Source organism: Gemmata obscuriglobus (genome assembly GCF_008065095.1).
GTDB classification, from domain to species: Bacteria; Planctomycetota; Planctomycetia; order Gemmatales; family Gemmataceae; genus Gemmata; species Gemmata obscuriglobus.
Window position 1 is genome coordinate 7,749,568 of the sequence record NZ_CP042911.1, and the last position, 23,298, is coordinate 7,772,865.

General features: G+C 68.5%; 21 protein-coding genes. 9 read left to right on the top strand and 12 right to left on the bottom strand.

Translation table 11 applies throughout. The features are described from left to right. The first annotated feature begins 36 nt into the window (after positions 1 to 36). The 3 genes from GobsT_RS32105 to GobsT_RS32115 all read left to right on the top strand — a co-directional run bounded on the left by GobsT_RS32105 (position 37) and on the right by GobsT_RS32115 (position 2,305). The gene (locus GobsT_RS32105) at positions 37 to 1,167 is read left to right on the top strand and encodes a Gfo/Idh/MocA family protein (protein ID WP_010043870.1); all 1,131 of its coding nucleotides are present in this window, start codon (positions 37 to 39) and stop codon (positions 1,165 to 1,167) included. A gap of 78 nt (positions 1,168 to 1,245) precedes the next feature. Further along, positions 1,246 to 1,968: an SOS response-associated peptidase gene (locus tag GobsT_RS32110; protein ID WP_010043868.1), complete on the top strand. Its 723-nt coding sequence runs from the start codon at positions 1,246 to 1,248 to the stop codon at positions 1,966 to 1,968. Between the two features lie 28 nt (positions 1,969 to 1,996). Further along, positions 1,997 to 2,305, top strand: a complete 309-nt coding sequence (locus GobsT_RS32115; RefSeq protein ID WP_010043865.1) for a putative quinol monooxygenase — start codon at positions 1,997 to 1,999, stop codon at positions 2,303 to 2,305. Between the two features lie 73 nt (positions 2,306 to 2,378). On the opposite strand, the gene GobsT_RS32120 is transcribed toward GobsT_RS32115, so the two are convergent. Next, positions 2,379 to 3,797, bottom strand: coding sequence for a N,N-dimethylformamidase beta subunit family domain-containing protein (locus GobsT_RS32120; RefSeq protein WP_010043863.1), 1,419 nt, complete (start codon positions 3,795 to 3,797; stop codon positions 2,379 to 2,381). Between the two features lie 269 nt (positions 3,798 to 4,066). Between GobsT_RS32120 and GobsT_RS32125 the strand changes: the two genes are divergently transcribed. Next, entirely contained in the window at positions 4,067 to 5,314 is a 1,248-nt protein-coding gene (locus tag GobsT_RS32125; RefSeq protein WP_010043861.1) for an FG-GAP repeat domain-containing protein, read from the top strand. Positions 5,315 to 5,418: 104 nt separating this feature from the next. Here the strand turns inward: GobsT_RS32125 and GobsT_RS32130 are convergent, their stop codons facing one another. After that, the gene (locus tag GobsT_RS32130; protein ID WP_010043859.1) at positions 5,419 to 5,976 is read right to left on the bottom strand and encodes a hypothetical protein; all 558 of its coding nucleotides are present in this window, start codon (positions 5,974 to 5,976) and stop codon (positions 5,419 to 5,421) included. 192 nt (positions 5,977 to 6,168) lie between these two features. Between GobsT_RS32130 and GobsT_RS32135 the strand changes: the two genes are divergently transcribed. Both GobsT_RS32135 and GobsT_RS32140 read left to right on the top strand, forming a co-directional pair. After that, complete coding sequence (locus tag GobsT_RS32135; protein WP_010043857.1) at positions 6,169 to 6,534, top strand: gamma-glutamylcyclotransferase family protein; 366 nt, start codon at positions 6,169 to 6,171, stop codon at positions 6,532 to 6,534. Positions 6,535 to 6,599: 65 nt separating this feature from the next. Then, entirely contained in the window at positions 6,600 to 8,981 is a 2,382-nt protein-coding gene (locus GobsT_RS32140; protein ID WP_010043855.1) for a DUF255 domain-containing protein, read from the top strand. 268 nt (positions 8,982 to 9,249) lie between these two features. Here the strand turns inward: GobsT_RS32140 and GobsT_RS32145 are convergent, their stop codons facing one another. From GobsT_RS32145 to GobsT_RS32165, 5 genes are all read right to left on the bottom strand, one after another. Further along, a complete protein-coding gene (locus GobsT_RS32145) occupies positions 9,250 to 10,584 on the bottom strand; it encodes a Gfo/Idh/MocA family protein (RefSeq protein ID WP_010043849.1) in 1,335 nt (444 codons plus the stop codon). 687 nt (positions 10,585 to 11,271) lie between these two features. Further along, positions 11,272 to 12,252, bottom strand: a complete 981-nt coding sequence (locus GobsT_RS32150) for a HEAT repeat domain-containing protein (protein ID WP_010053083.1) — start codon at positions 12,250 to 12,252, stop codon at positions 11,272 to 11,274. Between the two features lie 313 nt (positions 12,253 to 12,565). Continuing rightward, positions 12,566 to 12,793 (bottom strand): hypothetical protein, encoded by a 228-nt coding sequence (locus GobsT_RS32155; protein ID WP_010054028.1) that lies wholly within the window; start codon positions 12,791 to 12,793, stop codon positions 12,566 to 12,568. 224 nt (positions 12,794 to 13,017) lie between these two features. Continuing rightward, positions 13,018 to 13,302, bottom strand: coding sequence for a hypothetical protein (locus tag GobsT_RS32160; RefSeq protein ID WP_010054029.1), 285 nt, complete (start codon positions 13,300 to 13,302; stop codon positions 13,018 to 13,020). 543 nt (positions 13,303 to 13,845) lie between these two features. After that, entirely contained in the window at positions 13,846 to 15,054 is a 1,209-nt protein-coding gene (locus tag GobsT_RS32165; protein WP_010053255.1) for an iron-containing alcohol dehydrogenase, read from the bottom strand. Positions 15,055 to 15,186: 132 nt separating this feature from the next. Between GobsT_RS32165 and mog the strand changes: the two genes are divergently transcribed. The 3 genes from mog (at position 15,187) to GobsT_RS32180 (ending at position 17,990) form a co-directional block, all read left to right on the top strand. Beyond that, complete coding sequence (gene mog, locus GobsT_RS32170) at positions 15,187 to 15,711, top strand: molybdopterin adenylyltransferase (protein WP_109570732.1); 525 nt, start codon at positions 15,187 to 15,189, stop codon at positions 15,709 to 15,711. A 184-nt stretch (positions 15,712 to 15,895) separates the two neighbouring features. Continuing rightward, entirely contained in the window at positions 15,896 to 16,792 is an 897-nt protein-coding gene (locus GobsT_RS32175; protein WP_010049622.1) for a prenyltransferase/squalene oxidase repeat-containing protein, read from the top strand. A 97-nt stretch (positions 16,793 to 16,889) separates the two neighbouring features. Continuing rightward, entirely contained in the window at positions 16,890 to 17,990 is a 1,101-nt protein-coding gene (locus tag GobsT_RS32180; protein ID WP_010049621.1) for a DSD1 family PLP-dependent enzyme, read from the top strand. Positions 17,991 to 18,010: 20 nt separating this feature from the next. On the opposite strand, the gene GobsT_RS32185 is transcribed toward GobsT_RS32180, so the two are convergent. The 5 genes from GobsT_RS32185 to GobsT_RS32205 form a co-directional block, all read right to left on the bottom strand. After that, positions 18,011 to 18,400 (bottom strand): hypothetical protein, encoded by a 390-nt coding sequence (locus GobsT_RS32185; protein ID WP_010049620.1) that lies wholly within the window; start codon positions 18,398 to 18,400, stop codon positions 18,011 to 18,013. Between the two features lie 265 nt (positions 18,401 to 18,665). After that, on the bottom strand, positions 18,666 to 19,592 hold the full coding sequence (locus GobsT_RS32190) for a hypothetical protein (RefSeq protein WP_010049619.1): 927 nt from the start codon (positions 19,590 to 19,592) through the stop codon (positions 18,666 to 18,668). 7 nt (positions 19,593 to 19,599) lie between these two features. Next, positions 19,600 to 20,577 carry an ABC transporter permease gene (locus tag GobsT_RS32195; protein ID WP_010049617.1) on the bottom strand — a complete coding sequence of 326 codons (978 nt, stop codon included), beginning with the start codon at positions 20,575 to 20,577 and terminating at the stop codon, positions 19,600 to 19,602. Then, the gene (locus tag GobsT_RS32200; RefSeq protein ID WP_010049614.1) at positions 20,577 to 22,088 is read right to left on the bottom strand and encodes a sugar ABC transporter ATP-binding protein; all 1,512 of its coding nucleotides are present in this window, start codon (positions 22,086 to 22,088) and stop codon (positions 20,577 to 20,579) included. The genes GobsT_RS32195 and GobsT_RS32200 overlap by 1 nt, the downstream gene beginning before the upstream one ends. 86 nt (positions 22,089 to 22,174) lie before the next feature. Continuing rightward, positions 22,175 to 23,236, bottom strand: a complete 1,062-nt coding sequence (locus tag GobsT_RS32205; RefSeq protein ID WP_162542112.1) for a substrate-binding domain-containing protein — start codon at positions 23,234 to 23,236, stop codon at positions 22,175 to 22,177. Positions 23,237 to 23,298 lie beyond the last annotated feature (62 nt).

A 23,298-nucleotide genomic window follows, 5' to 3' on the forward strand; every position in this document is an offset into this window, starting at 1 on the left:
TCTGGGTGCGCTTCGACCCTCTTCCCCAGGTGCCCCATGTCGAACCCGAACCGCCGGACCTTCCTCGCATCGACCGCCGTCACCACCGCCACAGCCGCCCGCCTCTCCGCGGCCGACGGCGCCGCCTTGCGCGTCGGCTTCATCGGAGTGGGCAGCCGCGGGACGGCCCTGCTCCGCAACTTCCTGGACGCGAAACTCGGCACGGTGGTCGCGGTGTGCGACCTCAAGGACGAACACGCGAAGCGCGCCTCCGCGCTCGTCACCGGCGCCGGCCAGAAGGCGCCGACGCTGGTCGAGGACTGGAAGAAGCTGCTCGAAATGAAGGACGTGCAGGCGGTGGTGTCGGCGCTCCCGTGCGACCTGCACGCGGCCTGTTACCTCGACGCCATCGGGGCGGAGAAGGACCTGTACGGCGAGAAGCCGATGTGCCTCACCCCGCAGGACTGCGACCGGGTGGTGAAAGCCACGGGCGCGAGCAAGCAGGTCGTCCAGATCGGGTTCCAGCGCCGCGCCGACCCGCGGTTCATCGAGCCGATGAAGCTGATCCACGAGGGCGAACTCGGGGCGCTGGTGGAGGGCCGCGTGATGTGGTCGAACTCGTGGGGGCCGCTGGGCGACTGGTTCGGCAAGAAGGCCCGCAGCGGCGACTGGATGGTGGAGCAGGCGTGCCACAACTGGGACGTCATCAACTGGGCGTGCAGGGGGCTCCCGGTGCGGGCGATGGGCATGGGGCGGGCGGGGCTGTTCAAGGCGTTCCAGCCGGACCGCGACGTTCACGACTACTACTCGGCGGTAGTCGAGTACGAGAACGGGGTGATCGTGAACATCCTGCACTCCTGGGTCGCGCCGGGCCAGAACGGGAAGTTCACGAAGGAGTTCAACGACGAGTACACGCGGCTCAACGGCGTCAAGGCCGGGATCGACTTCAACACCGGGGTGATCGCGTACCGCAAGGAGCTGAACCTGCCGGACAAGGTGGGGCACAGCGCGAAGGGCGCGATCAACAACACCCGCCTGGGCCTCGAAGCGTTCGCCGACAGCGTGCGGACCCGCAAGGCGCCGGTGGCGACGGTCGAGCACGGCCGCGACGCGGTGCTCGCGTGCCTGCTGGTGCGCGAGGCGGTGTACCAGAAGAAGCCGATCACGATGAAGGAACTGAGGGGCTGACTCTCGCCACTGACATCGGGGTGTCATTGCGCGTGATGGTATACTCCTTTCCACCACAACGTCGTGAGACCCCTCGATATGTGCGCACGCATTACAGCCGCTACAACCGGAGCGGAAGTCGCCGACCTGTTCGGCCTCGCCTACGACATGAGCCCGCCGAACCCGGCGGCACGGACCGGGTACAACGTCGGCCCGTCGGCCCTCGTTCCCGTCGTCCGCACGACCAACGGCCGGTGCGAGGTGACGGAACTGCGGTGGGGCCTCGTGCCGTTCTGGAACACGAACCCGAAGCACACCGGGTTCGTCAACGCCCGCGCCGAGACGGCCCCCGGCAAGCCCGCGTTCCACGACCCGTTCCGCTGGCGCCGGTGCCTGGTCCCGGCCGACGGCTTCTTCGAGTGGAAAACGGTCCGCAAACGGAAGCACCCCTATTACTTCCGCAAGGCCGGGGGCGGAACGCTCGTGTACGCCGGCGTGTGGGACCGCTGGAAAGGGCCGAACGGGGTGGTGGAGACGTTCGCGATCCTGACCGTGCCGGCCAACGACCTCGTGAAGCCGTTCCGCGACCGGATGCCCGCGATCCTGAGCGGGGAGCATTTCGGCGCGTGGCTCGATCCGCGCGAATCGCGGCCGTCCAAACTCCTACCATTACTCGGACCGTACCCGGTCGAGCGCATGGAGCGGTACGCGGTCGGCGATCAGGTGAACGCGACGACGGCGGACGGCCCCGACCTGCTCGCGGCCGTGCCCGAGCCGGCGGAGCCGACCTGGACGCAGCCCGCGCTGTTCGACGCCGCGTGATTCGCCGGGCCACAACGAGAGCGAGCGCATGATTCACGTTATCGCGACGATCACCCTGAAGCCCGGCGTGCGGAAGCCGTTCCTGGACGTGTTCCGCTGGGTCACGCCGCTGGTCCGCGCGGAAGCCGGCTGCATCGAGTACCAGGCGACCGTCGACGTGCCGACCACGATGAAAGTGCAGGACGGCCCGCACGACAACGTGGTCACGGTGGTCGAGAAGTGGGAGAGCGTCGAAGCGCTCTACGCGCACACGGACGCCCCGCACATGGTGGAGTACCGCGAGAAGGTGAAGGATTACGTTTCGGGTGTAAAGCTGGTGGTATCGGAGAACGCCTGAATCCAGCCGTCTGTCGGTTCGCCAGTGGGTTGTCCGCGCTTACAAACAGGCGGACAACCCGCTGGCGCGCCAATTACTTCCCGAGCCTGTCCAGAACGTTCTTCGTGATGCGAACGACGTTCGGATCGTTCCCGCGCAGGCCGAACGCCCAGTCCGTGGTGCCCACGGTCACCACGGTCCCGCCGCGGGTGTAGGTGCCCATCACCGCGTTCCCGGTTCGCCCCTTCTGCCACCGCTCGTACCACTCGCAATCGTCGGGGTGCCAGCGGGCCGGGGCGGTCGCGAGCACCTCGAAGCCCTTCGGGGTGCCGTCGGCGTGCGTCGGGAACGGCACCCCGTCCTTCCAGACGAGTTCGCACCCGTCGCACTCGTACCCCACCACCTTGTAACCTGGCAGCTTCGCGCCGAACGCGTCGCCGCGCTTCAGATTCGTTCCCGCGAACAGCCAGTGCTCGGGTCGGTGCGCGGTGAACGCGCCGCTGCCGTCCATGAACTGCTCGTGGCTGCGGTGGTACCCGCCCCACAGGAACCCCACCCCGGTCAGCGTGTTCTCGGGGCGGTTCACGAGGTAATGACTCCAGAGCGAGGTGAGCGTTTTGTGGTCGCTGCTCTTGTACACGGGGTCGTCGCCGAACGACTGCTTCCAGCACGCCAGCGCACGCCCCTCCTCTTCGGTGCGCACCTGCCAACAGCAGGTGTTCCCACTGAAGAACGCGACGTTCCCGCCGTTCTCGATGTACTTCTCCACGGCGTCGCGCATCGGCGCGGACCAGTACTCGTCGTGCCCGACGCTCAGCACGAGCTTGTAGTGTTTCAGGATCTCGGGGTGAAACTGGAGGTCGAGGTTTGTGCAGTAGTCGAGCGCGTACCCGGACTTCTCGGCCCACCGGACGAACGGCTCTTCCCAGCGCGGGAATTGCGAAAACTGCGGCCGGTCGAAGGAGACGCGGCGCCCCTGAACCTTGTGCCGCCCGTGGTACGCGTACAGGCTGTACCCGGCCCAGTTCGTGTACGCGTTATAGGTGTTGGTCGCGAGTTGGATGAGTATGTTCGTGTCACGCCCCGGGCGCCGCGGGCGGAGCACGAAGAACGCGTCCGCGAGATCGACGTTCGGCCCCTTCGTGCTACCGAACGTGACGGCGTAGTAGCCGCTGCTCCAATTGGTGGTGTGGATCGTGAGCCCCACCGGCCAGCGGCACCCGCGCGCGGACGCGTCCTTCGGGATGTCGTACGGGCGAGGATTCTCGACCATGCCGCTCGCGACCTCTTCCTTCGTCGCACCGAGCCGGAACACCTTGTACCAGTACGAATCGCCCTGACACGACAGGCGCACCTTCACGTCCTCACCGGCGGCGTAGCTCTGGGGCATCGCGTAGGCTTCGATCAGCGGCCGCCGGGGTTGCTGCGCCCCGGCGTGGCCTGTCAACGAGGCGCCAAGAGCGGCCACGGAACCGGCACGGAGGACGGTGCGGCGGTTAACGGATTCGTTCATCGGCGGGCACCGATTAAGTGACGGTGGGGTGCCGCGCAGTGTACCGGCGTGAGGGGACTTCGGGCAAACGATTCCCGCGGTCCGCGGACCGGATCTTTGGAACGGCACTTGCAAAACCCCTAACCGCCCTGCCTTGGGCGATTCGCCCTCGACACCCGTGAGATTCAACCATGATTTGGTCCTCTCGGCCGCGGGCCTCACACGGCCCGGCGGTTCGCCATACGCCACGCCCTTCGAAACTGAACGCCGAATCGCTCGAAGACCGGAGCGTGCCGGCGACTTTTACACCTAACGCGTTCGGCGGCGGGGTATTCGATCCGTTCGACAACCTCTCGATCGAAGTACGATCCGCTAGCGGCGACGTGAACGCCGATGGCGTCGCCGACATCATCACCGCTGAAGGCCCGGGGGCCGGGAGCGGCTCGCGGATCCGGATCTACGACGGTCGCGCAGCCCGGTTCTCATCCCAGGCCGTCCTGATCTCGGACTTTTACGCCTACTCGAACGTCCCCGGCGCCAGCCAGGCGCCGGGGTTCGCGGGCGGCGTGTTCGTCGCGGCCGGCGACTTCAACGGCGACGGGTTCGCCGAGGTGGCCACGTCCGCCGGGGCCGGAGCGAGCGGACACGTCAAAGTGTTCGACTTCAACAACAACGGATCGTTCGCGGGCAATAACCCCGCCCTGCGAACCAGTTTCTTCGCATACCCCGGGTTCCTGGGTGAGATCCGGGTGACCACGCTGAGCCGGGCCCCGAACACCTCCCCGATGCTCGTGACCGCGTCCGGCGCCGGCACCACGCAGTCGGACATCCGGCTGTACTCGAACGCGTTCAGCATCGGCGAGATCGGCCCCGCGACGCTCGTGAACCCGGTTTCGCAGTCGTTCCCGTACCCGGGCTACCTGGGCGGCGTGTCGGTCGCCGGCGGGAACAACGGGCAACTGTTCGTTGCCCCGATCAGCGGGGCGTCGCAGTTCAGCACGTTCACTCTGGACCCGTTCTCGTTCGGCGGCACGGCACTCGTCCCGGGGGCCACGTTCCAAACCGGGTTCAGTAACCCGACCGACGTGCGACTCGGTTTGGCCGACGTCAACGGTGACGGCATACTCGACGTGCTAAGCTCGTCCGTGGGGCAAAACTCCGCGGCGTCGATCTCGGCGTTCTCGCTGACCAACGGCCTGACCACGCTGGACAGTCTGAACGGGTTCCAGGGGTTCGGGTTCTTCGGCAACTCATGGCTCGGATCGAGTGCGTTCACGGGAGCGGCTCGCCCCACCGCGGGAACGGCCGGGTTCGCCGGCGCCGGGCTCGCGGGCACCGGTCTTGCGAGCCAACAGGGGTTGATCGCACCGGGTGCCACTCAGGGGCTCCAAGCGGGCGGCCCGGTGTTCTTCAACTCCGGGGCGTTCTCGCCGCCGAGCTACACGTCGAACCAAACCCCGGTGTTTTTCAACCCGGGAACGTCCGGCCCAACTCGCGGGCAACCGAGCAACAGTACACTGGCACCAGGCGTTATTTAAGCTCGCTTGAAATCAACGGCCGGAGCGAACAAGCTTCCGGCCATTTCACACAACACAAGCACGATTGAAAATCGTGCCCATCCATTGTCAATCTTGCATTTCGATTACCGCCCCAGGTACACCATCTCAGCCATCACCGTCAGATCGATCCCGCTGCCACTCTGAAGGAAGCCCGCCCCTCGCGCGGTCACGTCGATCACCAGAACGTGGTGACTCGTCGCAACCGTTTGGTGGTCGGCGGCGTTGAGGTCGCGGACGGTGGCGAGTTGCCCGCCCCCCGAGATCTTGTAAGCGCTGACGGCCCCGGTTGTGCTCGACTTCCCGGCGGACGCGGACTGCTCGTCGGTGCGCCAGTCGAACCCGGCCGGGACGGTGCTCACCGCGTAAGTCACGGTGCCGTAACGGCTGGCCACCTGAACCCGGTGGCTGCGGACGTACCACCCGGGCGGGGGCGAGTAAACGGCCCGCTTCGACTCTCGCCCGGTGCTGCCGACGGCCAGCGACACTGAGAGCACCGGGAGCGTCCGGACCGTACCGGAAAGGGGCGTATCGTGGGGCGCGGCGGGCGCGCAGGGGTTGTCTGTGGGGTTCGCGGTCGCGGCACCGCCGAGGGAAACGGCCAGCGCGACGACCGGAGCGAGAAGCGTTCGTGTCGCGGACATGATCGGCCTCCGTACCGGATGTATTCCGGGCGGACCATTCTTCGCAACCCCTGCGCCCGGGACAACAAAAGCGCCGGATTGTAAGATCGCCATACGAAAGGTACCGCCGGGCTTACCGCGGCGCTCGCCCCTTGCCCCGCCGTCACCCGCACGCCCCCGCCCCCGAGGATCGCTGTTACACGAGGTTCCCATATGGACGCCGCGGCAACGCTCTTCGTGTACGGCACCCTCAAGCGCGGCGAGCGCAACCACCACTTACTCGCGGACCAGCCGTTTCTCGGCCCCGCGACCACAGCACCCCGATACCGCGTGATCGATCTCGGCCCGTACCCCGGGTTGGTGTGCGACGAACTCCAGGGGCTCGCGGTTCGAGGCGAGCTGTTCGCGGTCAGTGACTGCTGCCTCGCCGAACTGGACGACTTTGAAGGCGTGCCCGGCCCGTTCGTGCGCGAGCGGATCGAAATCGACGGCCGCGGCGACGTGTGGGCGTACTTCATGAACACGCCCGTGCCCCAAGGGGCGAACACCGGCGACCGCTGGCCGCTCCCCACCGCTTGAACCGTATCAGCCGGTCGCTTTAAAGCTCTGCTGGCCCGTCGGGCTGTTCTTCTCGGAGTTCGCGCATGCGCCTCACCCTTCTCGCGTTGCTGTTGTCGACCGCGTGCGCGCTGCCGACCGTCACCCCGGACGCGGTCGCCCAACCCAAAGGCCAGGAGAAGCCGAAAGAGAAAGGGAAGCCCAACCGGCTCGCGAAGGAGAGCAGCCCGTACCTGCTCCAGCACGCCCACAACCCCGTGGACTGGTATCCGTGGGGGCCGGAGGCGTTCGAGCGGGCGAAGAAAGAGAAGAAGCTCATCTTCCTGAGCATCGGGTACAGTGCGTGCCACTGGTGCCACGTCATGGAGCGCGAGTCGTTCTCGCGCGCGGATGTCGCCAAAATCCTCAACGCGAACTTTGTGTGCATCAAAGTGGACCGCGAGGAGCGCCCGGACGTCGACGACATCTACATGACCGCCCTCAACACCACCGGCGAGCAGGGCGGTTGGCCGCTCAACATGTTCCTCACCCCGGACGGCAAACCGATCTTCGGCGCGACCTACTTTCCCCCCGACGACCGAAAGATCGGGGACGACACCGTTCCCGGGTTCAAAACGGTTCTGAACAAGGTCATGGAGTTCGACAAGGACCGGGCGGACCTTGAGAAGCAGGCCGACCGCGTGGCCAAAGCGACCGTCGAAGCCCTCGACGCGAACAGCAGGGCGATCGCGCTCGTCCCGCTCAAACGCGACTTGGTGAGTGACGGGTTGGACGCCTTCGACATCGACCCCGAACACGGCGGCACCGGGAGCAAGAAGCGCGACTACAAGGGTACCAAGTTCCCGCGCCCGCCGGTGTGGGGGTTCGTCCTCACGCAGACCAAGAAGCCCGGGAACGAGCGGCTCGCGAAGCTGACGCACAACACCCTCGCGAAGATACTCGAAGGCGGCATTTACGACCACCTCGGCGGCGGGTTTCACCGGTACAGCACCGAGCGCACCTGGACCGTCCCGCACTTCGAGAAGATGCTCTACGACAACGCCCAACTGGTCGAGTTGTATAGCGAAGCCTACGCCCTCGCCCCGCGGCCCGAGTACAAGCGGGTGGTGGCCGAAACGCTCGAATTCGTCCGGCGCGAGATGACCGCGCCCGAGAAAGGCTTCTATTCCGCACTCGACGCCGACAGCAACGACAAAGAAGGCGAGTTCTACGTCTGGACCGCGGACGAAGTCGCGAAGGTACTCGGCACCGACGCCGACACCGCGATTGTGAAGGCCGTGTACGGCGTGACCGCGCCCAACTTCGAGGACAAGTTCCACATCCTCCGGCTGCCGAAGCCGCTGGCGGAGATCGCGAAAGAACTGAAACTCACCGAGGACGCGCTGCTGACGAAACTGGAACCGCTCAAAAAGAAGCTGTTCGACCACCGCGCGAAGCGCGAGCGGCCGTTCCTCGACACAAAAGTCATTACCGCCTGGAACGGTCAGATGATCGCGGGCTACGCCAGGGCCGGCGGCGTCTTCAAGGAGCCGGCATACGTGCGCGCCGCCGCGGACGCCGCCGACTTCTTGCTCACGAAGCTGCGCGACAAGGACGGTCGCTTGTACCGCATGTACGCGGCGGCCCCCGGCGGCAAGCCGGCGCCGAAGGGGGCGGCGTTCCTCGACGATTACGCCTACCTGATCCACGGGTTGCTGAACCTGCACGACGCGACGGGCGAACCGAAGTGGCTCGACGCCGCAAAGGGGCTGACCGATCTGGCGGTGAAACATTATGCGGACCCCGTGAACGGCGGGTTCTACTTCACCGCGGCCGACGGCGAGAAGTTGTTCGCCCGCGCGAAGGACAGCTACGACGGCGTGCAGCCGTCCGGTAACTCACAGATGGCACGGAACCTTTTGCGACTGGGGACCAAGACAAAAGACGAAGGTTACCGCGACCGCGGCATCCGTACCGTAAAGGCGTTCTCGTTCGCGCTGCGCACCGCCCCCACCTCAATGCCCCTGATGCTGCGCACGCTGGACGAACTGCTGGACGCGGCGGGCGAGCCGGACAAGCCCGCGCCCAAGGAAGAGCCGAAAGCGAAGAAGCCGCGGAAGTCGGAAGACGTGGTGACGGGCAAGCTCACGCTGGAGCCGGCGAAGGGCGGCGTGCGGGAGTTCGCGGTGGCCCTGACGGTGGAGGCGCCGTGGCACCTGTACGCGAACCCGGCCGGGGCGGACACGCTCGCCGAATCGCGCACCGAGGTCACGGTGTTCGTGGGCGGGAAGAAGGTGGACGCGAAGATCGAATACCCCAAGGGCAAAGAGATTGCGGACAAGGTCGTCGGCGCATATGCGATCTACGAAGGCGCAACGACCATCAAGGGCCGCTTCCCGGCGGGCGACGGCGAGATCGAGGTGCGAGTGTCCATCAACGCGTGCAAGGACGGGGTGTGCCTCCCGTCCAGCACCCTGAAGCTGAAGTGACATGCCCGCTCCCGGTTCGGTGCGTGCGGCGAGTGAGACAACAGCCACCATCCACAAGGCTTTTGGGCGCGATTCGCGGGTAGCGACCGACCCGCGAATCGTCAGCCCGGTGCCAGCGTGCGGCCAGCGAAGGGGGTAGCGACCAGCCGCCACTGCCCCCACTACGGTGCCGGCGCGCCGCGTGCGGCCGGATCACGTGTACGCGTGGCGGGCGACTGGGTTAGAAGCCGGTCCCCCGCCGGGTTCCATCTCTGCGTCGCGCCGGCGGTCACACGAGCTGCCAGCCCTTGCGGTACTCGCGGCGGATGAACGGGTCCGCGTCGGGGCAGTTCGTCGCCTTCATCTTCTCGGCGTCCCACTCCAACCGCTTGCCGACCCGGAACGCGACGTTGCCCAGGTGGTTCGATTCCGTCAGCCACCCCGCGTACTCGAAGTTGCAGGTGGTCGGCGCGCCGGTCTTGCACGCGTGAATCCACTCCGCGTAATGGCCCTTCGACTTCTCGATGAACGGCTTCGGCCGCACGAAATCGGCGAACCGCTTTTCGGGCAACAACAGGTACTTCGAGTAGTCCGACAGCAGCATCCCGTTGTCGCCGACGAACAGCACCCCGCTGCCCCACTGCGGGATCTTCTTTTCGGTCCACTGCGGCGGCTTGAAGCTGCCCTGGTGCCACGTCATCGTGACCGCGGGCATGTCTCCGCGGGCCGGGAACTCGTACACGGCCTGCATCGACGCCGGTGCGAGTTCGGGGTGCGGTTTCGGGCCGTTCGCCGCGACCGCGGTCGGCGCTTTCAGCTTCAGCGCCCAGAACGGCAGGTCGTTCCAGTGCGAGCCGAGGTCGGACATCGTGCCGTTGCCGAAGTCCCACCACCGGTACCACTTCGGCCCCGGCACGTACACGGGGTTGAACGGACGGGCCGGCGCCGGCCCGAGCCACAGTTCCCAATCGAGGTCCGCGGGGGGCTTCACCTCGTCCTTCGGCCGCTCGGTGACGAACAGGATGTCCTTGTTCGCCTTCGCCTCCTCGGCCGATTGCAGCCCCCACGCGCGGCCGACCCACACGTGAACCTCGCGCACCGGGCCGACGGCCCCCGTTTGGACCAGCTCGACCACGCGGCGGTAGTTGTCCTCGGCGTGGATCTGTGTCCCCATCTGGGTAGCGAGCTTGGTCTTCGCCGCCGCCTCACGGATGACGCGGGCCTCCCAGATGTTGTGCGTCAGCGGCTTCTCGCAGTACACGTGCTTCCCGTGCTGAAGGGCGAGCAGCGTGGCGAACGCGTGCGTGTGTTCGCAGGTGCTGACCACGACCGCGTCGAACTCTTTCGCGCGCTCGAACACCTTGCGGAAGTCGGTGAACTTGCGGGCGGACGTGTGCTTCTCCGCGGCCTTCTCGACCGCCGGGGTGCTCACGTCGCAGAGTGCCACGATGTTCTCGGACGCCACGCCGTTGAGGTTGGCGGCGCCGCGCCCGCCGGCGCCGATGATCGCGACGTTGAGCTTCTCGTTGGCGTTGCGGGCGCGGATGTAGTTCGGCGCCGCGAGCGCGGTTGCGGCGACGGCCGACGTTTTGAGCAGCGAGCGACGTGACAGGGTGCGCGACATGAATGCGCCTCCGGAAGGTGGGTGCGGGCCATTATCGCGCCCGAGGTCGCTCGCACAAGCAGAAAGGCACCGAAGACGCCCACCCGCCCGAACGCCTGTAGCGGGGAACGATCTCTCCGTTCGCCGAATCGTCGTTGGTTCAGTGGCGAGCGTTTCGGGCATTTTCGCTCGTGTGGTAGTTCCGGAAGCTCACTCCACCCCAAATAACGTAACCGGTGCCAATCTTCTGCCGGGGCAGTGTAACCGTTCGCCTCGACCGATTCCGCTCCAAGTGCCTTGCCGAATGAATGTTACGGCGAGCGATCCGGGCACATCTGGAACTAGGTTCGGCTCGCCCCAGCGACTGTAACCGAGTTTTAGCGTGTGATTCGGTGGTAGTTCCGACCCAGCGAATCGCCCGTTCGTGACCAGTCCATCGGCAGCGAATGTCCAGTCGGCGCCCCGTACCGATGCCACCCCGCAACCAATCTATAGTTGCACGCAACACACCGAGTCGCCAGCACCGCGCACCAGTGCAACACCTTCGCCAACGGTTTCCGAGCGTGTCTTAATGGGCGGGGGCGTGGGGCGGATCACCTGATCCACGCCCCACGCCCCGTCAGATTTGAATCCGTCGGTTCGCCGGTGCGGCGCGGAGCGGGCGGCCCGTCCATACCGGCAGATGGCACGCCGCTCTTCCGAGCCGCGCTACTTCGGTTGCGGGCCGGTCTTCGGCACCGGCAGCGGAGTGGCCCACGGCGGCGTCACCACTCCGGGCAGGTCCGGGCGGAACGGCGGCAGCGTCGGCACGTAATCCGGAACCGCGACAGGCACCTGTTGCGGCGGCTCGGGAGCCGGTGCGGGCCGAGAAGGGGCTATCGCGACACGCGGCGGGTTCTTTGCAACCGGCGGCTCGCTGGTCAGGTTCGATACCGAAGGCGGGGCCGCCGTTGGTGCGGCCGGCGGGGCGGGTGTCGGCGCGGCGGGGGTGAACATCGAGCGAACGGCCGCCCGCGCTCCGGGCAACACGTTCGGCCAGAGCAGTCGCGGGCCGGACGGGGGCAACGGTTGCGTCGCGGGCGGCCGCATCCCCACCGGTTGCGACACCACCGCCGGCAATTGGAGCGTTGCGGTGGTGGCGATCGGGGGGAGCCGTGCCGGAACCGCGGGAACCGGCGGCGCGGGGATCAGAGCGACCGCCTGGCGCGGTCCCGCCGGGCTCGCGATCGGCGGCTCGACGGTTTGCGCCGGCAGCCCGTCGCCCCCCTTGGCCGCCCGGTAGCCGCTCAGGTGGTATTCCCACAGGGTCCGCTGTGCGGCCAACCGCACCAGCGGCGAGGAATCACCTTCGGCCGCCTCGCTCAGTGCGACCGCCGCTTGCGGGTACACTTCGCCTAATTCGCGGAGCGACGCAGCCGCTTCCACCCGCACCGACGCCGATTCGTCGTTGCGGAGCGCGCGCACGAGGGCCGGCGCCACATCGGGACTGAGCCGCGGGTCCGCGCGCCCGAGTTCGTCGGCCGCGGCTTTTCTCTTCTTCTCGTCGCGATCACTTTTGAGCGTTTCAACCAGCGCGTGGGCTTTCGCCTCGTCGAGCCGGGGCTTACGCGAGAACGGGTTGGTCGGCCCGGCCAGCGCCGGTAGCGAGAACGCCGCCAAGGCAACGAGGGCAATCTGGGTGCGTGACACGAGAGACTCCACTGCGCCCCCGGCGGCGACCCGGGGACATCAGTAAGAGATCGGTCTCGGAGCGTTTGTGTTGTGGGAGTTCTGTGAAAATGGGAAGGCGAGGCGGGCCACCGGCCCGCTACCGCCGGCGCACGGGCCACAACCGCCCCGTCCGTGCGCCCATCAAACCGGCACGGGCGGCAACGTCCTTACATACGTGCCCGGCGGTAGTGTGTGCTTGACGAGCCGCGACCGCTCCCTCGCGGTGCCACGTCCCCGCTCCCTCGCGGTCGCGGCTCGTCAAGCAAAGCGATACCCATTGCGGGTACATGTATTAGAACCCGCCGGGGCCGCCGCCGGGGCCGCCCTTGTTGCGGTCGCGCAGGTTCTCTTCCTTCTTCTGCGCGGGCGGTGGCCGGTACGTAGCCTTATCGGGCTCGTTGTACCGCGGCTCGTTCGGTGGGTCGTAGTACTCCTCCACCTTCGGACGGCGCACGTCGTACTTGTCGTGGTGACACCCGATCGCCGCGCACGCGACGACCAGCGCGATCAGCGCCCGCATGTCTACTCCCTCCGCACCGTGTTTGTCTCACGCCTCATAGCGGCGCGCGGAGAGAACACAAGGCGAAGTGCCGGCCGGCAGGGCGGCAGAGTGAAGTCACAGGGCCGTTCCTTGTTTCACGCTGCGCCCTGTGAAGACCAAAATGAATCGGCGGTGACCTGCTTGCGCTGCACGAACCTTGCGGGGTCGGCCAGCCACACCGCCAAGGACCACACGTGATCCGTTCACCCGGCGGCCGTCGCCGGGGTGCGCGTCTCCCACCGGCCGCCCTCGCCCTTCACACGCAGGGTGCGGACGAGCCAGCAGAAGTTGTAACTGAAGTCGCTGAACACCGTGGCCCCGCGATGCACGGCCCCGTCCTTCGAGAACCCGTCGCGCTTCCGCACCTTGCGGCCGCACCGGTTCCGGTCGGTCCCGTTGTGCCGCCCCACGAAGCTCGTGTTCACCACCCGTCCGACCGCCGCCCCGCCCACGAGGGCCACGAGTAGCGTGCGGAGCTTCGGCGGCATGGAAGGATCGGTTTTAGTACGCGATCCGGGTGCTCGTGCCTGCTGCTTGTGGCACGGACATTCCTGTGTGTGCGGTCTTCTTGCGCCGCACACACAGGAATGTCCGTGCCACAAAGACAACAGCCAAAACAGACACTAACAACGGCAATGTGACACTGAAGCGATGGACGAGCGAAGACAATTTTGACAGGATCGACAGGATAAACAGGATGAAGACAGACCAATCTTGAATCCTGTTTATCCTGTCAAAATTGTCTTCATACACGAGGCCCGCATGGCCGAGACGAGGCCACGACCAGCCGCCCATTCCGCCACCAGTAGTTTCAAGTTCGGGCCGTACCGCGGTTCTGGCCTGGAGTGTGGTCCGCTCACTCCGTGAGCGGTCGTTCCGAGCATCCGATTCGCTCCGCGGACGTGCCGGCCCCTGCGTTGCGCGCAATGCGTATCCGAGACCCGGAGCGACCGCTCACGGAGTGAGCGGACCACGCTCAGAACCACGGCACGGGTACTCCACACCAACTTGAAACTACGGGCCACCGTTTCTTAGAACGCGGCGCGGTAGATGCCGAGGATTTCGTCCTCGCTCTGGGGCATCCGCGGGTTCACGCGCATCAACCGTTTGATGGCGAACGCTTTCGCCGCGAACCCGGGCAACATCTCCTCTTTCACGCCGATGTCGCGCAGGCGCGTCGGGATGCCGGTGTCGGCGCGGAGTTGCTCGATTTCACGGAGCGCAGCTTCGGCGTACTCCATCATGCCGTGGCCGCCCGCGCGAACGCCGAGCCATTCACCGATCACAGCGGTTTGCTCGACGCGGTGGTGCAGGTTGAACCGCATCACATACGGCAGCAGCAGCCCGTTGCCGGCCCCGTGCGAGACGTGGACCGCCCCGCCGACCGGGTACTCCATCGCGTGAACCAGCGCGACCCCGGCGTTCGAGAACGCCAGCCCGCCGAGCGTCGCCGCCAGCGCCATCCCGTCGCGGGCTTCGAGGTCGGAGCCGTCCCGCACCGCCCGCCGCAGGAACCGGCCGACGAGGGTGATCGCCTCGCGCGCCATCAGGTCGGCCATCGGGTTCTTGCCCTGGTAGACGGTCTTCTCGCCGCTCGGCAGCGGGAACTCGTCGTTGTGGACCGCGCAGAACCCCTCGATCGCGTGCGTGAGGGCGTCGATGCCGGAGTCGGCCGTCACCTTCGGCGGGCAACTGACCGTCAGCAGCGGGTCCACGATCGCGAACGCCGGCCGCAGGAACGGGCTGAGGCACGACACCTTGATGTGGTTCGCGGTGTCGGTGAACACCGCCGCCGCGGACACTTCGGAGCCGGTCCCCGCCGTGGTGGGGACGCAGACGAGCGGCGTCACCGGCCCCGGGACGCGGCAGTCGCCGGCGTAATCGAGCGGGTCGCCGCCGTGCGCGAGGATCATGGACACCAGCTTGGCGGTGTCCATGTTGCTGCCGCCGCCCAGGCCGATGATGACATCGGGGGCCGCAGCCCGCGCCGCCGCGACGCACTCGCGCACGAGTTCCACGCCGGGCTCCGGGGTGATCCGGTCGAAGCTCTCGAACGCCACGCCGAGGGCGGCGAGCGGTTTGGTGACCTGGGCCAGGATTCCCGCGCGCACCAGCACCGCGTCGGTGACGATGAAGGCGCGTTTCGCGCCCAGCCGCTCGCAGGCGTCGCGGAGGTGGATCTGAACCGCGTTGCGGCCGAAGAACAGGGCGCCGGCGGAGGAGAAGGACCAGGTGCGCATGGTCGTGGTTCGGAACGCGGAATTCGGAATGCGGAATCAAGACGCGTGATGCCGCCACAATTTCGGGGTAGTATAAGCGGCGCGGGGTGGCTTTCATTCCGCATTCCGAATTCCGCGTTCCGAACCACGACGATGATACGCATCGGCGTCCTCACCGTTTCCGACCGGGCCAGCCGCGGCGAGTACCCCGACAAGGGCGGCCCCGCGATCCTCGAATTCTTGAAGGACGTGCTCACCTGCGCATGGGAGCCACACGCGCTCGTCATTCCCGACGAGCAGGAGCACATCGAGGCCACCCTGAAGGCCATGTGCGACGACGAGGGGTGCTGTTTCGTGGTCACCACCGGCGGCACCGGGCCGGCGCGGCGCGACGTGACCCCGGAAGCGACCGAGGCGGTGTGCGACAAACTGCTCCCCGGGTTCGGCGAGCTGATGCGCGCGGTGTCGCTGAAGAGCGTGCCCACCGCCATCCTGTCGCGCCAGACGGCGGGCATCCGGGGCCGGTCGCTCATCGTGAACCTGCCCGGCAAGCCGTCGGCGATCCGCGAGTGCCTCCTCGCGGTCATGCCGGCGGTCCCGTACTGCGTCGATCTCATCGGCGGCCCGTACCTCACCACGAACGACGCGGTGGTGAAGGCGTTCCGGCCCGGCCAGTGAGCGACCGGTGTCCTGGGCTCGTACCGCACAGCGTTGTTGGTTTACTCGCACCCGCCTGCTGACGCAGGCGGTTCGACCAATTGCTGTCGAACCGCCTGCGTCAGCAGGCGGGTGGCGCTCATAGGTGTTAGATTCGAGCCGGTCGTACTGGCGCCCTCACCCCGTACCCAACAGGAAACGTGACATGCGGTTGTCATTCGCGCTGGTGCTCCTGGTGCCGTCGCTCGCGGCGGCGCAGATCACCGCGGAGCAGAAGAAGGAAACGGTCCGGTGGGTGCTGGCACTTGAGGTTCCGGGCGGGGGCTTTTCGCCGGCCCCGCAGAACCCAAGCGCGGGGGCCGCGCCGCGGCCCAGCCTGCGCGCGACCAGCAGCGCGGTCCGGGCGCTCAAGTACCTCGGCGCGGACGTTCCCAACACGGACAAGCACGCGGCGTTCGTGCTGACGTGCTACGACCCGAAGACCGGGGCGTTCGCGGAGCCGGGCGGAAAGCCCGATGTCACCATCACCAGCATCGGGGTGATGGCCGCGGTCGAGGTGGGCGTTCCGAAGGAAAAGTTCGCGAAGGCGATGGACTACCTCAAGGGGCACGCCAAGACCTTCGAGGAGGTGCGCATCGCCGCCGCCGCGGTCGAAGCGTGGGGCGTAAAGGACTGCCCGTTCAAGCTGGACGACTGGTTCGCGGTTGGGATGAAGTACGGCGAAGGCACAGCGAGTTCGCCCCAGGACGGCGGGGCGCGCGATACCGGCTCGCTGGTCGCGCTGTTCCTGCGGCTCGGCCGCGACCTCCCGCCGAACAACGTGAAGTCGATCTTCGCCGACGGTCAGCGCGCCGACGGCGGGTGGGGGAAGCAGGGGGCGAAGGTGTCCGACATCGAAACGACCTACCGCGTGATGCGGGCGCTGATGCTGCTCAAGGAGCCGCCGAAGGACGCGAAGAAGCTCCGCGAGTTCATCGCGGAGCACCGCAACAAGGACGGCGGATACGCCACGACGCCCGGCGGCACGTCGAGCATCGGCGGGGTGTATTACAGCGTCGTCGTGTCGAAGTGGCTCGACGGGATGGAAGGCGCGAAGAAGTAACGGACTCGCGACGGGCGCCTCGTGCGAGGCGCCGGGCTGATTTTGGGCTGAACGCGCGGCGTTCAACAGACCGGTTCGACTCAGTGAAGGAAGCGGAATGACGCACCCCAGCCCGACCGAACCGGCCCCCGGTTCGGACGTCGCGGACCTCGACACCCCGCAGTTGCTTGTGGACCTGGACGTTGTGGACGGCAACGTTCGGCGCATGTTCGCTGCGGCCCGGGGCCGGGGCGTCCGGGTCCGCGTCCATTTCAAGAGCCTCAAATGTACCGGCCTCGCGCGGCACGTGGCGGCCGCCGGCCCGGACGGGTTCGCGGCGGCGAAGCTCAACGAGGCCGAGGCCCTGGCCGACGCGGGTGTCACGGACATCCTGTTGGCGAACCAGGTGGTCGGGCTGCACAAGCTGCGCCGGGCCGCGCGGCTCGCGCGCCGGGCCGACCTGATCGTGTGCGTGGACGACGCCGACAACGCCCGCGCCCTGAGCGCGGCGGCGGTCGCCGAGGGCACGCAGATCCGCGCGCTGGTAGAGGTGGACATCGGGATGGCGCGGTGCGGGGTGCCCCCCGGCGCGGCCGCCGTCGAACTGGCCCAGACGGTGGCGGCGCTGCCCGGGCTGCGGTTCTACGGGCTCCAGGGGTACGACGGGCACCTCCAGATGCTCCCGGATTACGAGAGCCGCCAGGCGCAGTCGCTGGCGGGCGCGGAGGCGCTGGCCGACACCCGGCGGCAGGTCGAGCGCGCCGGGCTCCCGGTCGCGCTGGTGACCGGGGGCGGGACGGGGACGTGGGAGTTCGCCGCGGCGGTGCCGGGCGTCACGGAGGTGCAGCCCGGGTCGTTCGTCATCATGGACGCGGCGTACCACAAGGTGCGCCCGGAATTCGGGTGCGCGCTGTCGGTCCGGGCGGCGGTGGTGAGCCGCCGCCCCGGGCAGTACGTGCTCGACGCGGGCAGCAAGGCGATCTCGCGCGACTTCGGCACGCCCGAGATCAAGGGGCGGCCCGGCGACCGCGTGCTCCGGCTGAACGAGGAGCACACGATCGTGGCGGCGGACGGTGCCGTTCCGGCGGTGGGCGAGGCCGCCGAGGTGCTGCCGGCCCACTGCTGCGCGACGATGAACCTGCACCGCGCGTGTGCGGCCGTGCGGGGCGGGCGGGTCGAGGCGGTGTGGCCGATCGAGTGCAGCGGGCGGTACGACTGACCGCGGAGCGGTGCGGCGGGTCAGCGCGGCTTCGCCGCGCCGCCGCGGGGGCCGTTGAGGAACGAGTTCACGCGCTGCTTGAGCTTGCGGTGCGCGGCGGTGCTGCCGTTGGCGAGTTGGAGCGCGTCGCGGACGTTCAGCCCGGGGTCCGGGAACGGCAGCTTGGCGAGCGCGTCGTCCACGGCGCCGGCCATCGCGTACTTGGTGTCGTCGCCGGCGGCCACCTCGATGCCCAGCGTGCGGAGCGCCTCGAGGTCGCGGTAGAACCCGCGGACGTCGAGCTTGAGCCGGCGGAGCAGCGCCGCACGGGTCTGGGGGCCGGTGCCGAGCAGGGTGATGAGCCGGTACAGGCGCGCCGCCCGGGGCGAGGTGAGTGAGACCGCGGCGGCGCCCACCTTCTTCCTCCCCATCGAGTCGACTCCGTCCTGGTGCGGGGAGAGGCCGCGCGTCCGTGCGGGCCGCCCGTTCGTCGTCGGGCGCCGAGCCCGTGGGCACCCGTCCGATGGGGCCGCAACGCACCGCGACCGCGCCGCGGCCGCAGTGACATGGGCATGATGGTAGGGACGGCGCGGCGGGAAAGCAAGCGGTTGGCGCGAGCCCGCGCGAAGAACCGGGGCGGCGCTTGAGGTCGGCCCTCAATTACAGTGACACCGCTGTGTCACTGACCGCCCGCGGTCACACGCCGGCCGCGGCGCGGAACCCGTCGCGGGTGTCGGCCCGGGCCGCCAGCGCGATCCACTGCTGGAGCCGGGCGAGGTCGGCGGTGGCCCGCACCGCGCCCGCGAGGTCGGCCGGAACGGTCCCGAACTTGGCCTCGAGCACCGCCAGCACCGCCGCGGCACGTTCCTCGACTTGGGTTTCGGCACGAGCTTCGGCACGAGCTTCGGCCTTCCACCCGTTCACCACCGCGGATTCGCGCACGTTCCACCCCTTCAGTCCGAGTTCCCAGTTCTCGCGACAACCGGCGGCTTCGGCGAACACCAGGGCCAGGCCGCCCAGCTCCGACCGGCGCCGGCTCGAGGGCTCCTGTTCGGCGAGCCGCTTCCACCGCTCAATTATTGTCCCCTCTCCGCCGCCGGCCATCAATGGCAGCCATGGGAGGACGCTCCGGCCCGACGCGCCGGCCTCGATCCTCCCGATCGCATGATCGGCATTTTCGCCCGCCAAGTTGCGCTCCGCGACCGCCAGGTGCGTTCCGACCGGCGTGCCCGGGAGCCGCATCTCGCGGGACGCCGAGCCGGCCCCGGTGAGGTTCACGACGGCCGCGCCCACGTTGAACCGGCTGCCGCGCTCGGGGTCCGGTTTGAGGCGCGTCCAGAGCTGGGACAGGTAGCCGAGGAGGCGGCCGAACATGAGCGGGTCCGGGTCGATCTGGAACTCGATCGCCAGCGCCCACGGCGGCCCGCTCCCGTCGGGCGGGGTGAGGCGCGCGACCGTATCGCCCACCCGGTCCGGCTCGCCGGGGAAGGGAATGCCGCGCGTGTCGAGCCAGCCGGCGAACCCGAGGGCGGTCGCGGGGCGGTCGAGGAGCCACGCGAGGAACTCGGGCGGCTCCAACTGGGCCGCGAACCGCGCGGCTTTGTCGAAGTGGTTTTCGGGCACGGCGCCGCTACCGGTGGACCCGCGACCGGCGGCGGATCAGCTCGTCCACCACCGTGCCGACCAGCAGCGTCACGCCGACGATCGCCGGGATCACGTCGCCCTTGGCGCCCTGGAAGTTCACGATGCTCTCGATGACCGGCAGCACCATCGCACCCAGGACGACGCCCACCGCGGTGCCCTCGCCGCCCCGCAGGCTGCACCCGCCGAGCACCGCCCCGAGGATCGCGTACAGCTCCCACCCCAGGCCGGCGTTGTTGGACTGGACCGACGGGGCGTGCAGGAACAGCAGCACGCCGGTCAGGGCCGCGAGCGTCGAGCAGGAAACGTAGACGGTCAACCGGTGCCGGTTCACGTCCACGCCGGCGTACTTCGCGGCCAGCTCGCTGTGCCCGATCGCGTACCAGTACCGCCCGTACGCGGTGCGGTGCAGGAAGAACCCCGCGACCGCCGCGAGGGCCAGCAGCAGCACGAACTGGGCGGGGAACAGGAGCGCGCCGTTCTCGGGGCTCTTGCCGGTGAGCACGAACCGGAGCGTGCGCAACGCGCCGGCGAACTCCTGGTGCGCCTCGATCGTCTGGTTCAACCCCACGGTGCCCTCGAGCAGCCGCGCGACGCCCCGGAACACGAACATACCGCACAGGGTCACGAGGAACGGCTGCAGCCGTACCCGGGTGACGAGGAGCCCGTTCACCGCCCCGACGCCGGCGCCGAACAGCAGCACGGCGGGCAGCGCGGCGTAGGGGTGGGCGCCGCGGTTCACCAGGAACCCGAACAGGACCGCCCCGCACGCCACCACCGACCCGATGGACAGGTCGATGCCGCCGGTGATGATGACCAGCGCCGCGCCGAGCGTGATGATCCCGTACTGGCCCTGGTAGCTGGCCACGTCGATCAGGTTGCTCGCCTCGCCGGCCCGGTTGTGCGAGAGGAACAGGGCCACGTACAGCGCCGCCACCAACCCCAGGACGCCCAGAAGGCGAGTCATTACGCGGTCCCCCCGGTCGCGAGTCGCATCACCGCTTCTTCGGTCACCCGCGGGCCGAGCAGTTCGCCGGCCACGCGGCCCTCGTGCATCACCACCACGCGGTCGGACATGCCGAGCAGCTCTTCCATGTCGCTGGTGATCATCCACACCGCGACGCCCCGGCCCGCCAGCTCGTCGATGAGGGCGTAGATCTCGGCCTTCGCGCCAACGTCCACGCCGCGGGTCGGCTCGTCGAGGATCAGCACCCGCGGCCCGCGCGCGAGCCACTTCCCGTACACCACTTTCTGCTGGTTCCCGCCGGACAGGAGCCCGACCGGCTGGGCCGCGCGGGGCGTCTTCACCCGGAGCCGGTCGATCCAGGTGCGGTGTAGCTCGGCCTCGGCGCGGCGGTTCACCCCGAGCGGCGAGCCGAGCCGGTCCAGGTTCGGGAGGCTCAGGTTGAAGCCCACGCCCTCGGCCAGCACCAGCCCGTGCAGCCGGCGGTCCTCGGGCACCAGCAGCACGCCGCTCGCGATCGCGTCCCGCGGCGAGCCGATGCGCGCCGGTTCGCCGTTAAGGAGCAGCTCGCCCGCGGTGAGCTGTCGGACGCCGAAGACCGCCTCCGACAGCTCGGTGCGGCCCGCGCCCACGAGCCCGGCCATGCCCAGGATCTCGCCGGCCCGGACCTCGAAGCTCGCGGGCGTGGCCGGGCCGTTCCGGTACCGCACGCCGCGGACGCTCAGCACCGGCGCGCCCCCGGCCCCGGTGCGGTGCGTTTTCGGGTAGAACTGCTTCAGGTCGCGGCCCACCATCAGCCGCACCAGGTTGTCGTGCGTGATCTCGCCCCGCGCGAGTTCGCCCGCGTTCTGCCCGTCGCGCAGCACAACGGCCCGGTCCGCGACCCGCCTCACCTCCGCGAGCCGGTGCGAGATGTACAGGACCGACACGCCGGCCGCCTTCAGCGCGTCGATGACCCGGTAGAGCTGCTCGGTTTCCTTCTGCGTGAGGCTCGACGTGGGCTCGTCCATGATGAGGACGCGGACGTCGGTGCCGAGCGCGCGGGCGATCTCGACGAGCTGCTTCTCGCCGGGCGGCAGGCTCTCGACGCGGGCCTGGGCGCGGTTCGCGGGGAGCCCCACGCGGTCGAGCAGCCCCGCGGCGCGGGCCGTCATGGCGGCCCGGTCGAGCACCCGGAGCGCGCCGCCCCGGGTGACCTCGCGGCCGAGGAACAGGTTGTCGACGACCGTGAGGTTCTCCGCCAGGTTCAGCTCCTGGTGGATCAGGCTCACCCCGGCCGCGATCGCGTCGGCCGGCCCGCGGAACTGGACCGGCCGGCCGTCGAGCTGCACCGCGCCCGCGTCCGGGGTGTACACGCCCGCGACGATCTTCATGAGCGTCGACTTGCCGGCGCCGTTCTCGCCCACGACGGCCAGCACCTCGCCCGGCGCGAGGGTGAGCGACACCCCGCCGAGCGCCAGCACGCCGGGGAACTGCTTGCGCGCGTTGGTGACCTGGAGCCGAGGGTGGGACATGGGGGAGGGAGCTCAGGGCCGGGCGCGCGACGGTTCGCCCGGCCCGGGCCGGCCGGGCGAACCGTCGCGCGCCGTGTGTCTGTGGGTCACTTCTTCTGGGCGGCGCCGATCTTGGCCCGCAGGTCCGCCTGGAACTTCGCCGCCTCGACCGCCTCGCCGCCGAGCGCCGGGTCCGGCTTGCCGTCCTTCGTCACGACCCGGTACGGGATGGGCTTCACGTCAAAGTTCTTGGTCGCCAGCGCCTTCACGGACTCGTAACCGTAGGCGAACGGGTCCTGCACCACGGTGGCCTCGATCTCGCCGGCCTCGATGCCCCGGAGCGTGTCCCACTTCTCGTCGAAGCCGACGATCTTGATCTCCTTCGTCATCGACCGGGCCTTCGCCTCGTTCAGGATGGCCGGCGGGTTGTACGCGTACAGCCCGACCATGCACAGGTCCGACAGCCCCTTCACGCGGGCCAGCACCGCGCCGGCGGTCTTCTGGGCGTTGTCCGGGCCGCCGTCCTCCTTCGGCGCGCGGTCCACGAGGTGGTACTTGCCGTACGTGCGCACGTCGAGGTCGGGCTTCTGGGGGTGGGTACCGTCGGCCCCCTTCGCGTCCTTCTCACCCGCCAGCTCGTCGAGCACGCCCTGCGTGCGGGCCTGGGCGTTGGCCGATTTGGTGTCGCCGATGAACATCGCGACGGTGCCCCCCTGGGGCAGGGTCTTCTTCACGATCCGGCCGACGGCCTTACCGGCCTCGTAGTTGTCGACCCCGACGTAGCACTTGCGCCCGGTCTTGTCGGCGTCGTTGTCCATCGTGACCAGCGGGGTCTTCTGGGCGATGCGGGTGAGGTCCTCGGTCTGCCCCTTCGGGTTGATCACGCTCACCACGATCCCGTCCAGCCCCTGCTTGGCCCACGACTCGACAATCTCCATCTGGGCCTTCGCGTCGAACGCCTGTTCCGGCTGGCGGAACAGGAGGTCCACGTTGAACTCGGCCGCCGCTTTCCGCGCGCCGGCGTCGCAGATGTCCCAGAACTCGTCGGTGCAGTTGGTGACGACACCGATCTTGGCCTTGCCGGCCCCGTCTTTCTTGCCGCACGCGGGCACGCAGGCCAGAACCGCGGCCAGCGCGGCGATCACCGAAACGCGAAGGACGATCGACACGGTTGCACCCAGTTCGAGGGAGAAGCGGGAATTCGTAAAGGGTGTTTACAAACTACCGGGCG